Annotated in this window: 9 protein-coding genes and 1 pseudogene; 7 read left to right on the top strand and 3 right to left on the bottom strand. The window is 70.1% G+C overall.

Annotated elements, in window-relative coordinates; genetic code table 11:
• The 6 genes and pseudogenes from ACZ7CD_RS30720 to ACZ7CD_RS30695 form a co-directional block, all read left to right on the top strand.
• Window positions 1-131: pseudogene (locus ACZ7CD_RS30720) on the top strand (IS3 family transposase); the annotation flags it as partial.
• Window positions 132-445: 314 nt separating this feature from the next.
• On the top strand, window positions 446-2152 hold the full coding sequence (locus tag ACZ7CD_RS30715; RefSeq protein WP_470380244.1) for a DNA/RNA helicase domain-containing protein: 1707 nt from the start codon (window positions 446-448) through the stop codon (window positions 2150-2152).
• 95 nt (window positions 2153-2247) lie between these two features.
• On the top strand, window positions 2248-4137 hold the full coding sequence (locus ACZ7CD_RS30710) for a DNA/RNA helicase domain-containing protein (RefSeq protein WP_470380243.1): 1890 nt from the start codon (window positions 2248-2250) through the stop codon (window positions 4135-4137).
• 69 nt (window positions 4138-4206) lie between these two features.
• A complete protein-coding gene (locus ACZ7CD_RS30705) occupies window positions 4207-5544 on the top strand; it encodes a TIGR02677 family protein (protein WP_360400661.1) in 1338 nt (445 codons plus the stop codon).
• Window positions 5541-6695, top strand: a complete 1155-nt coding sequence (locus tag ACZ7CD_RS30700) for a TIGR02678 family protein (RefSeq protein ID WP_470380242.1) — start codon at window positions 5541-5543, stop codon at window positions 6693-6695. The genes ACZ7CD_RS30705 and ACZ7CD_RS30700 overlap by 4 nt, the downstream gene beginning before the upstream one ends.
• The gene (locus ACZ7CD_RS30695) at window positions 6688-10557 is read left to right on the top strand and encodes a TIGR02680 family protein (RefSeq protein ID WP_470380241.1); all 3870 of its coding nucleotides are present in this window, start codon (window positions 6688-6690) and stop codon (window positions 10555-10557) included. The genes ACZ7CD_RS30700 and ACZ7CD_RS30695 overlap by 8 nt, the downstream gene beginning before the upstream one ends.
• A gap of 85 nt (window positions 10558-10642) precedes the next feature.
• Here ACZ7CD_RS30695 and ACZ7CD_RS30690 read toward each other — a convergent pair whose 3' ends face one another.
• Genes ACZ7CD_RS30690 through folP form a run of 3 tightly spaced genes read right to left on the bottom strand, consistent with a single transcriptional unit; the run spans window position 10643 to window position 12753 of the window.
• Window positions 10643-10927 carry a hypothetical protein gene (locus ACZ7CD_RS30690; RefSeq protein WP_360400652.1) on the bottom strand — a complete coding sequence of 95 codons (285 nt, stop codon included), beginning with the start codon at window positions 10925-10927 and terminating at the stop codon, window positions 10643-10645.
• 49 nt (window positions 10928-10976) lie between these two features.
• A complete protein-coding gene (locus ACZ7CD_RS30685) occupies window positions 10977-11915 on the bottom strand; it encodes a hypothetical protein (RefSeq protein ID WP_360400649.1) in 939 nt (312 codons plus the stop codon).
• 1 nt (window position 11916) lies between these two features.
• The gene (gene folP, locus ACZ7CD_RS30680; RefSeq protein WP_360400646.1) at window positions 11917-12753 is read right to left on the bottom strand and encodes a dihydropteroate synthase; all 837 of its coding nucleotides are present in this window, start codon (window positions 12751-12753) and stop codon (window positions 11917-11919) included.
• Window positions 12754-12815: 62 nt separating this feature from the next.
• On the opposite strand from folP, the gene ACZ7CD_RS30675 reads away from it, so the two are divergent.
• A complete protein-coding gene (locus ACZ7CD_RS30675; RefSeq protein ID WP_470380240.1) occupies window positions 12816-13856 on the top strand; it encodes a DUF2786 domain-containing protein in 1041 nt (346 codons plus the stop codon).
• Window positions 13857-13926: the final 70 nt, after the last annotated feature.

The following is a 13926-nucleotide window of genomic DNA, read 5'->3' as shown; positions in this document are numbered from 1 at the left end:
CCGCCCGAGACGAACTGCGGATCGCGATCGTGACCTGGATCGAGCGCACCTACCACCGCCGCCGACGCCAGACCGCCCTCGGCCGGTTGACCCCCGTCGAATACGAAGCAATTATGGCCACGCCAGCCAGCCAGCCAGGCTGCGTGACTACAACTGTCACCTACTCGTGCAGCAGACCCCCTGTCTGTCACTGGTTGCTACCTCACCGCTTTCCCTCTATCACTCGTTTGGGTATAACCTGATCGGGTGACTGCGGTCACGTTGAGCAATAGCGGGAGAACTGGTGCCACTGGTATGGGGCAAAGCTGCGGATCTGTTACAGGAGTCGCGGCAGGACAAGCTGCACTCACGACTGGGCAAGGCTTACTCCGCGACCTACTTCAGGTCGTTCAGCGCGGGCGAGTACCGGTCGTGGCAGCACAGCCTCAAGGCGCTGCTGGAAGCGTTGGCCGAGGCAGGACTGAGCAACAGCCATGTGCTGCTGGAACACTCGCTGCCGCGTTCGTCACTGCGGGTCGACGCCATCGTGTGCGGCGTCAACCCGGGCACGGGTCGTCCCTCTTACATCTTCGTCGAGCTGAAGCAGTGGAGCCACGTGCACTCGGTCGAGGGAGTTCTCGTCCGGCAGCACAAGAATGATGAGCTCAGGTTGCACCCAGCGGACCAGGTGCGGGACTACTGCCGCTACGTCTGCCATTCGATCCAGCTGGTGGCGGAGGAGAAGGAGCTCGTCAGCGGACTCGCCTACCTGCACAACGCGAGTCGGCGAGACGTGGGACCGCTGCAGCAGTACACCCCTGATCGCTGGGGTCGGATGTACACGAAAGACGACCGGTCCGAGTTGCTGCGGGATCTGGCCCTGCTGCTCGACCGACAGCGCGGTCATGAGGAGAACGTCATCGCCGCGGAGCGGTTCCTGAAGTACCCGGCGCGGCCTTCCGCGCAGTTCATCGAGATCGCCAAGGACGCCATCCACCGGCGTGAGCTGCTGCCGCTGGTGGATCAGCAGATGGCCGCCTACCAGCTGGTGCGGGATGCGCTGACCACGGCGAACGAGGGAGTCCGCAAGAAAGTCGTGGTCGTCGTGGGAGGACCCGGCTCCGGCAAGAGTGCGATCGCCTTGAGCCTGCTGGGCAGCCTCGAGGAACTCGACATGCGCGGGTATCACGCGACGGGCTCCAGGTCGTTCACCGAGACCTTGCGACGCAACCTCGACCCGGAGCGCCGCACGGGAGTCTGGCACCTCTTCAAGTACAACAACAACTTCCGCGAGAATCGCAATCACGGCGTCGACATCATCGTCAGCGACGAGGCACAGCGGCTGCGCCGCTCGAGCACTCCACCGGGGTCGAGGAGGAGCGACGAGAACGCGGAACCCCAGATCAAGGAACTGATCACGGCGGCGCGCGTGCCCGTCTTCCTGCTCGACGAGAACCAGCGGGTGCGGGCCGACGAGGTCGGATCCGTCGCCGAGATCACGAGAGTCGCCCATGAGCTCGGCTGTGAGGTCGAAGAGATCAACCTGCGTGGGCAGTTCCGGTGCGGCGGCAGTGCCGCGTTCGACCGGTGGGTCGACTGCCTGCTCGGGATCGTCGACGAGCCACCCGTCGCCTGGTCAGACCTCGCCTCCGATGATCGATTCGAGGTCCACGTCGGTGACAGTCCACGCGACATGGAGAACTGGCTCCGCGAGCGCAAGAAGGACCGCCAACGGGCACGCATGACTGCGGGCTTCTGCTGGGACTGGCCGTTCGATCGCCGCGCGGAAGAACCCGACATCCAGATCGGGAACTGGCGGCGGTGGTGGAACTTCCGCGAGCCCCAGGAGGATGGGCCCGACCACACCTACTGGGCCACGGAGGAGGGATCACGGCAGCAGGTCGGCTGCGTCTACACCGCTCAGGGGTTCGAGTACGACTGGGCCGGGGTGATCTTCGGTCCTGACCTCGTCTGGCGCGGCGACCGGTGGGTCGCACAACGACACAGGTCCTTCGACCAGAAGGCGAAGAAGGATCCGGGGTTGTTTCCCGAGCTGGTGCGCAATGCCTATCGCGTGCTGCTGACCAGGGGCATGCGCGGCGTCACCATGTTCTCCGTCGACCCGGTGACCCAAGACCACCTTCAGGCGATGGTCGGTCAGCCGAGGAGCTGATCAGCTAACCTCGGGTCGCGGCCCGCCAGGCACCGGATCCCGTAGCTGCCTCCACCCGCGTGTGGATCACGCATGCCCAGGTGGGGGAACGAAGAGTGGCTCTCGTCCGCAGGAGCGCCCAGTCGCTGCTCGAAGACGCGCTGGCAGACCGACTGCACAAGCTGTTGGAAGACCAAGCCCGGATCCAGTTCGAGGCCGGTGTGAGCGTCGGCGAGGTGCGGTCCTGGCAGAACAGCCTGCCTGCCTTCCTCCACGACCTCGTCGACGCGGGTCTCGGCCACGTCGAGGTGCTGCTGGAGCACAAGCTGCCGCACAGTCCGAAGCGGGTGGACGTGGTGCTCTGCGGCCGGAACCCTCAGCACGGCAGGCCTTCGTACGTGCTCGTCGAGCTGAAGCAGTGGTCGAAGGCGGAGCCGTACGGCGACGACCTGGTCAAGGTCGAGTTCTACGCCCAGCCCGTCCTGCACCCGCTCGAACAGGTCCGGCGGTACCGCGAGTACCTGGTGGACTCGACGCCCGCCCTCGCCGACCAACCGGACTCGGTGCACGGAGTGGCCTACCTGCACAACGCCCGGAAAGCCGGCGTTTGGAATATCACGCGCTACGAGGTCGACGAGTTCGGTGAGCTCTACACGCTCGACAACAAGAACGAGCTGATCAACCGGCTCCGCACGTTGCTCGACACCGACGCTGCGACGCGCGACGGTGCCCGTGAGGCCGCCGACGAGTTCCTCGCGATGCGGCACGCACCCTCGAAGCCACTGCTCACCGTTGCGGCAAAAGAGATCCAGGAACGCGAGCAGTTCGTGTTGCTGGACGAGCAGCAGGTCGCGTACAGCCTGGTCCGCAGGGCGGTGGAGAGGGCACGCGCATCGCGCAAGCAGACCGTGGTGATCGTGCTGGGTGGCCCCGGCTCCGGCAAGAGCGTCATCGCGCTGAGCCTGCTCGGCGAGCTCGCGCGGCAGGGCCGGGAGGTGCTGCACGCGACGGGTTCCTCGTCGTTCACCAGCACGATGCGCAAGCACGCCGGCAGCCGCAACCGGCGGGTACAGGCGATGTTCAAGTACTTCAACAACTTCATCGACGCCGATCCGCTCGACCTGGACGTCCTCATCTGCGACGAGGCCCACCGCATCCGCGAGACCAGCCTCAACCGCTACACGAAGCGAGAGGTCCGGGTGAAGGCGCGCAGGCAGATCGAGGAGCTGATCGACGCCGCCAGGGTGCCGGTGTTCCTGCTCGACGAGAACCAGACGGTGCGGCCCGGCGAGATGGGGTCCCGGGTGGAGGTCGAGGCCGCGGCCGAGGCGGCGGGGTGTGACGTGCAGGTGGTGACCCTCGGCGGACAGTTCCGTTGCGGCGGATCGGAGTTCTTCGACGCGTGGGTCGCCAGGCTGCTCGGCGTCACGGGCAAGGCCGCGCAGTGGTCGGAGCTGGTGACGCGCACCGATGACGAGTTCGTGGTCCGCAGCGCCGAGTCGCCGCGCGAAATGGAGTCGTGGCTGCTCGCCCGGCAGGCCGAGGCCGGTGGAACCGCGCGCATCGCGGCCGGGTACTGCTGGAGGTGGAGCGACCCCGTGGTGGAGAACGGGGTGAAGGTGCTGGTGCCGGACGTGCGGATCGGCGAATGGCACCGGCCGTGGAACGCCAAACCCGAACAGCGCGTTCCTGACGTACCGGCGTCGCACTTCTGGGCCAGCGACGAACGCGGGTTCGGGCAGGTCGGCTGCATCTACACCGCTCAGGGGTTCGAGTACGACTGGGCGGGCGTGATCTTCGGGAAGGACTTCGTCTGGCGGAACGACCACTGGGAGGCGCGGCGCGAGCACTCGCACGACCCCGCGGTGAAGAAGGCCGACGAGCTCCAGTTCGCCCGGCTGGTCCGCAACACCTACAAAGTGCTGCTCACCAGGGGCATGCGCGGTGTCTGCGTCTATTCCGAGGACGAGGAGACCCAGGACCACCTGCGGTCGATGGCGCAGTGACGCGAACTATGGCCTGACGGCCCACGATGTCACCCGGAAGAAGTAGGCGCACCCGCTACGGTGGTGCAGGTGACGACGTTTCCGACGGTGCCCGCGGACCTGTTCCGCTTCACCACGGCGCCGAACGCGGAGCTGCACACCGCGGTCCTCCACGTGTTCGGCGAGGCGGCCGAGCGCCTTGAGACCGCTCTCACCACCGACGACCTCCACGAGGAGCTGCGCAGGACGCACCGCCCGGTCGGCGACGAGGAGCTGAAGACCGCTCTCGGGAACCTCGGGCGGTGGGGTCTCACGGAGACGGTCCAGCGGCACGCCGCGCACTTCACGACCGCGGCCGAGTACGAGCGCCACAACGTCGTCCACGTCCTGACCCGCCACGGCGAGGCCGCCGTCGCCGCCACCAGGGAAGCGCTGAGGACGATCACGAGCCGTGGCGCGCTCGACGCCACCCACCTCGACGCCATCGCCGACCGCCTCGAAGCGCTGGCCGCCGCCGAGACGCGCACGAAGGCGACGCTCCGGGAGCTCGAAGCGCACCTGGACGCGTTCCGCACGGACATCGTGCTCTTCGTCGGCGAGCTGCAGCGCGGGGAGCACGTGCCCACCGCCGACACCGTCGGCCACCTGCAGGGGTTCGTCGAGGACCTGGACGCGCGCAAGGACCGCATCCGCCGCGCGCTCGCCGGGCTCACCCGTGATGACCTGCACGAACGCGTCGAGGAGCTCACCGCCTGGTCGCGGCGGCTCGACCGGCTCGAGGACGTCGTCCGCGCCGCCATCGTCGACTTCCTCGGCAAGCTCGACCGGATCGGCGAGCAGCGCCGCAAACCCACCAACACCGCCGCCGACTTCCGGGCGCTCGCGAGCTGGTTCGCGCGCACGAGCGACGACGACGAGGCGCACGCGCTGTTCAACGCGGCGTTCGGGTTGTGGCCGGCCAGGCACGCGCACCTGCAGCACGCGGACGGCGAGCTGATCCCGAGCGCGGAGCCGTGGCACAACACGCCCGCGGTGCCGGTGTCGCCGCAGCTGCGCAAGTCCGGCCGGCAGGAGCACATCGGCGCGACCGGCAAGGTCCGCGACGTCGAGCAGATCCGCCGGGCGCGCAAGGAGCAGGCGCAGCGGGAGCGGCAGCAGCTGGAGCTCGCCTGGCAGCAGCTGCAGACCGACGGCCCGATCCGGATCTCCAGCCTGCAGGAGCTCGACCACGACACGTTCGACCGGCTGCTCGACCTGGTCGGCAGGGCGCTCGGGGCGATGCCGGACAGCACGGGCACCCGCGCGGCCTCCACCAGTGACGGCCGGGTGCACATCAGGCTGCGCAACGCCCGCGGGTGGGCGAAGATCACCACGCAGAGGGGTACGTTGAGCGGCCCGGACTACGTGATCGAAGTGCAGCGCCGATGAGCCGGACCGGGAACCAGCTCGCGCGGTTGGAGAGCGAGGAGGTGGCGCGTGGCATCAGGATGCTGCTCGCGAGCCCGTTGCTGACCGCCGCGCTCGAACCGGACGGCTTCGACCTGGTGCGCCGCCGCCGTGAGCCGATCACGAAGTGGTTCGACTACTACTGCGGCTGGCGGCTGCACGTCGAGCCGCGCGCCGGGTACGCCCGGCTGACCAAGACCACGCAGCGGCCCGACCCGACCCGGCCGGCGCGGCGTGCGCGGTCGGGACGGGCGCCGTTCGACCGCCGCCGCTACACGCTGCTGTGCGTGGTGTGCGCGGAGTTGCTGTCCGGTCCGGCGACGACGATCGGCCTGCTCGCCGACCGCGTGCGGCAGACGACCGCGCTGGAGGGGTTGCCGGTGTTCGACCCGTCCCGCCGGGACGAGCGGTCGGCGTTCGTGGACGTGCTGCTGTTCCTCGAACAGCACGGTGCCGCACGGCCTGTCGACGGCAAGGCGGAGAGCTTCCTCGACCAGCCCGGCGCGAAGGTGCTGTACCGGGTGGACGCCGCGCTCGTCACCCGGCTGCTCGCCGCGCCCGTCGCACCGTCCACAGTGGATGACATCGAGGGCCTGACCCGGGAGAACCGCTACGAGGACAGCTCGGCGGTCCAGCGCACGACCTGGACCCGGCACTCGGTGCTGCGGCGGCTGGTCGACGATCCGGTGGTGTACCGCGACGAGCTCACCGAGGACCAGCGGGCGTTCCTGGCCTCGCCGAGCGGGCGCAAGCTCGTGCACACCGCGGTCGGCATCGCCGGGTGCACGCTGGAGGAGCGCGCGGAGGGCTTCCTGGTCGTCGACGCCGACGCGATCGCGACGGACACGCGGTTCCCCGATGACGACGACCACGCCAAGGTCGCCGCGCTGGTCCTGCTCGACCGGCTCGCCCGGGGCGACGCGACCGAGGACGACCTGGTCGCGGAGACCGACGAGCTGCTGACCCGGTTCCCCAACTGGGCCAAGGCCTACCGTTCGGACGGCGGCGCCGCCCGGCTCGCGCAGGACGGGCTCGCGCTGCTGCGGGCGTTCGGGCTGGCCCGCGTCGAGGACGGCAACGTGAGCAGGCTGCCCGCGGCAGCCAGGTACGCGGTCGAGGAGCTGCATGACTGACCGGTGGCAACCCAGCCGCGCCGGCATCATCAACGTCTGGCGCTACTACGACGAGATCTTCACCTTCCACGAGGGCCGGCTGCTGCTCAGGGGCCCGAACGGCACCGGCAAGTCGAAGGCGCTCGAACTGCTGCTGCCGTACCTGTTCGACGCGAACCTGCGCCCGCACCGCCTGTCGACGTTCGGCAGCGCGGACCGCACCATGCACTGGAACCTCATGGGCGAGGGCGTGCACGGCAGCACACGCGTGGGCTATGTGTGGCTGGAGTTCCAGCAGGGCGAGCGCTGGTTCACCTGTGGCGCGCGGTTGCAGGCGACCACGAACACCAACAACGTCACCACGCACTACTTCACCACCGACCAGCGCGTCGGCGACCTGGCGCTGGTCAACGAGGCCGGACGGCCGCTGACCAGCTCCGACCTCGCGACCGCGATCGGTGAGCACGGCGCCGTGCACCCGTCTCCGGCCGAATACCGCGACACGGTCCGCACGACGTTGTTCCCCGGTGTGAGCGAGCAGCGCTACGACTCGTTGATCACGGCCCTGTTGCAGCTGCGCACGCCGAAGCTGTCCGAGCGGCTCGACCCGAGCGTGCTGTCGACGTTGCTGTCCAGGGCACTTCCGCCGCTGGACACCACTGAGCTCGGGGAGATCGCCGAGGGCTTCGAGCTGCTCGACGGGCAACGCGAGGAGCTGCGGCGGCTCAACGAGGAGATCGCCACGGCCGACGTGCTCGCCGCACGTCAACGCACCTATGCCCAGCGCGTGCTGCGTGCGGCGGCCACGGCGCTGACGTCCGCCGAGGCGGAGCTGGCCGAACGCACCCGTGCCGCCGAGGAGAGCGAGCAGCGCTACCACCAGCAGGTCTCCTACGTGGAGCAGAACGCGGAGCAGCTCACCGCCCTGATCGCGGAGGCGAGCGGGGTCGAGGCCGAGATCACCGGCATCACCGAGCTGCCCGCCTACCGGAAGGGCAAGCAGGTCGACCGGCTGCGCCGCCAGCTCGACACCGCGAGCGCGTGGGCCGCCGCTGCCGCCGCGCACGCCGAGAAGCTGCGCGCCCGTGCCACCGAGGACGCAGACCGGGCGGCCGCGGCCAGGTCCACGGCCGCCGACCGGGCCGAGCACCTGCGCAAGTCCGCCACCGAGGCCGAGCACGCCGCCGAACGCGCGGGCATGCCGTCGGTGTTCGGCGAGCTCGACCGCGGCACCGACGTGCGAGTGCAACGCCAACTGCTCGACGCGGCCGTCGACGCCAGGACCGCGCAGGTCGCCGACGTGCGGCGGGTGCTCCTCGCGCACGAGGTGGCCCTGCACGTGCAGAAGGCGGCGCAGCAGCGGCTGGAGGAGACCCGCGACGAGCTGGCGCAGGCCGAGCAGGCGGAGGTCCAGGCGCAGAAAGCGCACGAGCAAGCGTTTGCGCGCTTCGCGGAGGAGTTCGCGACGTGGGCCCGCGGCTGCTCCGAGCTGACGCTGGCCGACCCCACCGAGATCGTGCCCTCCGCCGTCGTGGAGGCCGCCGCGCTGGCCCGTGAGGAGTTCGCACGCGCCGAGGCGACGTTGCACGAGAGCCGCAACGCGCTGAACCGGCAGCTCTCGCAGTACAACGCCATCCGCGAGAAGCTGGCCAACCAGGTCGACGTGCCACCTCCGGCGCCTTACACCCGCGACCTCGACCACCGGATGACGGCCGCGGGCACCCCGCTGTGGCGTCTCGTCGAGTTCCACCCGGACGTGCCCACCCCGGTGCGCGGGTCCGTCGAGGCGGCACTGGAGGCGTCCGGCCTGCTCGACGCGTGGCTCACGCCGGTCAACTCGTACGGCCTGAGCGACGAGGACCGCTTCGCCGAGCCCCTGCTGGCCGCGCCCGCACCCGGCCGCACTCTGCTCGACGTGCTGACCAGCGAGGACAACCGCGCCCGGCAGCTGCTCGAAGGCATCGCGTTCGGTGAGACCGCGACCGGTCACACGGCGGCGATCGGCGCCGACGGTTCGTGGCGGCTCGCGGCGGCCCACGGTCGCTGGACCAAGCCGGAGCCCACCTACATCGGTACCTCGGCACGGGAGCGGGGCCGTTCCCGGCGCATCGCCGAGCTCACCGCGTCGATCGAGGAGCTCGCCACCGACCTCTCCGGCCTCGACGCGGCCCTGTCGCTGCTGTCCGTGCGCCGCGCGACCCTGGCCGGTGAGATCGCCCGCCAGCCCAGCCACGACCCCCTGGAGCTCGCCGAGGAGCAGCGCACGCGCGCCCAGCTCCGTTGTGCCGCACGGAAAGACGCCGTCGCCGCCGCGACCACCCGGTGCGCGGAGGCCGACCTCGCCGTCACCGAGGCCCTGCGCGCCGTGACCGCGCTGGCGACCGACCTGCCCACGACCGAGCAGGGGCTCGACGCGGTCCTGGCCGCGGTCGCGACGTTCCGCACCACGGGCCAGCGCTGGCTGGACGACCGCCTCGACGCGGCCGCCGCCGAAGCACTGGCCGCCGACGCCGTGGCCCGCGCGGCCACCAGCGCCGAGCTCGCGGAGGAGGCATCCGACTCCGCCGCGACGCAGCAGCAGGAGGCCGAGGGGCTCGCGATCGTCCTGGAGACCGTCGAACGCTCCTCCGGCGCCGAGTACCAGGAGCTGGACCAGCAGCTCGTCACGTTGCGCGCGCAGGCCCGTTCACTGCTCGACTCGCAGGAGGCGTTGCGGCACAAGCAGACCTCGCTCGCGCGCGTCCTCGGCACGTGGGAGGAACGCCGCAAGGCCGACACCGCCCGCGCCTTCGAGGCCACCACGGCCCGTGACGCCGCGAGGACCCGGTTCGGCCACCTGATCGGCAGCCGGCTGCCCGCCGACGCCCTCGTGTCCACATCGGACGCCGCGGGGCTCGTCGAGGAGCTGGCGGACGTCCCGTTCGAACAACGCCTGATCCGCGACGCCGAGGCCCAGCTCAACAACACCGTGCACGACGCACGCCACCAGCTCGCCGGCCGCGTCGACCTCTCCCTCGAACCCGACGACGACGTCACCCTGCTCACCGCCACCGTGAACGGCGTGAGCACCGGCGCCTCCGGCCTGCTGGCCACCCTGCGCTCCGACCGCGACCGCATGCTCGCGCACATCGCCGACAGCGAGCACGCCCTCTTCGACCAGCTCCTCACCGGCGACACCCGCCGTCACCTCGCCCAGCGCATCAGCTCCACCATCGACCTCGTCGACACGATGAACCAGCGCCTGGAGCGCGTGCAGACCGCGTCGAACATCCGCGTGCAGCTCGTCTGGCAGGTGGACCCGCAACTCCCCCTCGGCACCTACGAGGCCCGCGACCTCCTGCTCCGCGACCCCTCCGGCCTCAGGGACGACGAACGCGCGACCCTGCACCAGTTCTTCCGCGAGCGCGTGGAAGAGGCACGCGCCCACGGCACCGCGACAGGCTGGGAACAACAGCTAGCCCAGGTCCTCGACTACACGACCTGGCACCAGTTCGTGGTGAAGGTCGACCGCGGCGACGGCTGGATCCCCGTCACCAAACGCGTCCACGGCGCCCTGTCCGGCGGCGAGAAGGCCATCGTCCTGCACCTCCCGCTGTTCGCCGCGGCTGCCGCCCACTACCAGGCCACCCCGACCGCACCTCGCCTGATCCTGCTCGACGAGGTCTTCGTCGGCGTCGACGCCACGAACCGGGGCCAGCTCCTGGAGCTGCTCGTCGCGTTCGACCTCGACCTGGTCCTCACCTCGGACCACGAGTGGTGCGACTACCAGGAGCTCAGCGGCATCGCGATCCACCAGCTGACCACGGGCACCGACGGCGACGACGCGGTGACGACGGTGCGGTTCACGTGGGACGGCCACAGCCTGCAACCGGACGAGTCGTGACCTGGGGGTGAGAGCGCTTCCAGGTGGTGTTGCGGCGGTTCCCGGAACTCGTGCTCGCCGCTGAGCCCGAGTGGCGGGTGGTGCTTCATCCGAGGCTTGGCGACATCTCGCGTGCGACCGAAGCCCTGACGGCTGCTCGGGCGGCCGACAGGTCGTCGACCGCGTAAATCTCCGGACAGGAGGCGATGACGAGGTCCTTGTCCGACGCAACGGTCAGCAGAGAAACTTTCTCCGACAACGAGCTGGCTTGCCGGACAACTCCCTTGGCGTCGACGCGGATCAGCGTGACCCACGTCTCTGACCAGGGAAAGTCCGCGACGGCGCTGGATTTCCGCAGGCCTTCCACATCGAACTCGGCAAATCTGGGCATGGCACCAAGATTAACCACTGAAGGTTGCGGAAAGCCAAAGATCACCCTTTCACCGCAATGCAGCCAGCAGATGGGACAGGTTGACACCAACGGCGTCGGCCAACCGGCGCACGACTTCTGGAGCGGGTGCCAGCGGGTGGGTGTCGCGGGTGAAGGGCAGGCCCTCGCCGCCGGAGAACTTCGACTGCGGGGTGACCGGCGCGAGGATCGGGTAGACCCGCCAGCGCGGGACCTTGGAGTCCGCCATGGCGAGCGTGTTCTCGTGCCACAGCATCACGGCCGACTGGCGGATGTTCCGCGCGAGCACGCACCCGTAGCCCGTGAGGGTGATGGCGCGGGCGGCGGCGCGGACCGGGTTGCGGAAGTCGCCGTCCACGACCCAGACGCCGTTCATCAGCTCCGCGGACAGCCCTTCGGCCTCCAGCGCCGCGATGGTCTCCGCGTGCTGGTCGTCGGCGGCGGCCGTGGCCAGTTCCACGACCTCCTGCACCTCGGTGGCGGTCACGACGCGTGCGCCGGCCTCCGTCGAGTGGTGCAGCAGCCGTTCGACGTGGCGGTCCTCCGCGTAGGCGGCCCACTCCTGCGCCTTCTCCCACGCCGTGCGCGCGATGACGTCCGCCTCGGAACCACCGCGCAGACGGGCGTCCTGCAGCAGCTGTGCGAGCACCACGGCGATGACGGAGCTCAACAGGCCGTCGTCGCGCGTCTCGTCGTCCTCGGGCACGAGAGAAACGACCAGGTCACGCAGCTCCGCGCGCCAGCTCTCGTCGCCCGCCCACACGCCGACGGCGAGCAGGTTCAGGTAGTGGTCCGCGATGGCCATCCGCACGAGCAACGGCTGACCGGCCGCCTCCCGTGCGTCACGGCGCGCGGTGGCCTTGACCTGCTGCCGTTCCGCGGGGTCCACCGCCGTGACGCGGATCTTGTCGAGCTCGTCGAGGAAGTCGTCCCACCGGTCGTCCGAGAACCGGGCGAAGACGTCGTCCACCTCATACCTCCTGCTGCAGCCGGGCGACGGCCTCGAGTACTCGTCTGGTGCGCGCCACTTCGTGCGCGCGGAACACCGCGGCGCCCGCCACCGCCGCGATCGCAGTCGCGACGAGGGTGCCCTCGACGCGCTCGTGCAGTTCAACGCCGAGGGTCTCCCCGACGAAATCCTTGTTGGACAACGCCATCAGCACCGGCCACCCGGTGGCGACCAGCTCGTCCGTGTGCCGCACCAGCGCGAGGCTGTGCCAGGTGTTCTTGCCGAAGTCGTGCGTGGGGTCGATGAGCACGCTCTTGCGCGGCACGCCCAGGGCGACCACCTTCTCCGCGTGCGCCGTCGTCTCCGCGACGACGTCCGCCACGAGGTCCGGGTAGCTCACCCTATGCGGACGCGTCCGCGGCTTCACGCCCCCGGTGTGCGAACAGACGTACCCGGCGCCGTACTCGGCCGCGACCTCGGCCAGCCTCGGGTCCGCGCCCGCCCACGTGTCGTTGAGCAGGTCCGCACCGGCCTCGCAGGCCAGCCGGCCGACGTCGGCGCGCCACGTGTCGCTGCTGATGATGAGGTCCGGGTACGCGTCGCGCACACGGGCGATGAACGGCACGACGCGGCGCACTTCTTCTTCGGGGTCGACGAGGTCGCCCGGACCGGCCTTCACCCCGCCGATGTCGACGATGTCCGCGCCCTCGCCGACCACGCGGTGGACGGCCTCCATGGCGACGTCCTCGGCGTAGGTGGCGCCCCTGTCGTAGAACGAGTCCGGCGTGCGGTTGATGATCGCCATCACCAGCGCGTGGTCGCGGACGACGGTCCGGCCGCGGAACTGGAGCTCGATCACATCCCGTGTCTACCAGGCGGGCCCCGGCCTGTGCACATGGCGGACGTCTCATACTGCCCTGCGTGGAACTGGTGAAAGCGGTCGACGCGCTGTGGGAGCGGGGATGGTTGCCCTACGACGTTCGCGAGATCGTGTCGCGTTCGCTCGACGAGTCGGCCACCTCGCTCGTGGTGGACGTGATCGCTTCGTCCTGTTCGCCCCATGCCGCGAGCACGGTGCACCCGCGCTGGCAACGGCAGCTGGACGAGATCGGCGCCGCGGTCTGGTGGGAGGGACCGCTGCTGGAGGCGTGGGCGGCACGGCACATCGAGACGGCGTCCTACGCGTCCCGCACGGCCGCGGAGCTGCTCGCGTTCCTGAACCGGCTGCCGACCCTGCCGCGGATCCTGCCGCTGCCCGGTGACGCGCTGAGCGGTCTCGTGCGCGCGGGTGTGGACCCGAAGGTGCTCAACCGGGTGCGCGGGCTGCTGGCGAAGGCCGAGTCGACGTCGTTCCCGGAGGAGGCGGAGGCGCTGTCGGCCAAGGCGCAGGACCTGATGAACCGGCACGCGCTCGAACGGGCGGTGCTGGACGCGGACCTGCCGCAGCTCGCGACGTCGCGGCGGATGTGGCTCGACAAGGCGTACTTCAAGGAGAAGTCGCAGCTCGTGCACGTGGTGGCGGAGGCATCGCGGGCACGTGCGGTGGCCTACGACGGGTTCGGGTTCGTCGCGCTCGTGGGCGACGAGGTGGACCTGGAGATCGTGGAGCTGCTGTCCACGTCGTTGCTGGTGCAGGCAACGCGCGCGATGGTGGCCGCCGGCGGGAAGGAGACCAAGGGCAGCGAGGCGCGGTCGCGGCCGTTCCGCAAGTCGTTCCTGATCGCCTACGCGTCCCGGATCGCGGAGCGGCTGCACACCGCCGACGAGCCGGTGCCGGACGAGCGGCTGCTGCCGGTGCTGGCGAACCGCAGGAAGGCCGTGGACACGTTGTTCGACGAGATGTTCACGCGGACGCGGACCTCGCGCGTGACGGTGCGGTCGGCCGCCGGGTGGGGCGCGGGGCGGGCGGCGGCGGACGCCGCGGACCTGGGAACGGGCCGGAAGGCCGTGCCACGGGGCTGACCCCGTACCCGTTCGAGTGAACTCCCCCTTCCCGGGGCCGTCCCGGGGCAACCGGGGCTGAAAACCGTCA

Source organism: Lentzea sp. NPDC036949, assembly GCF_055608075.1.
The sequence above is the reverse complement of the archived record's forward strand: the minus strand, read 5'-3'. Positions and strand labels throughout refer to the sequence as shown.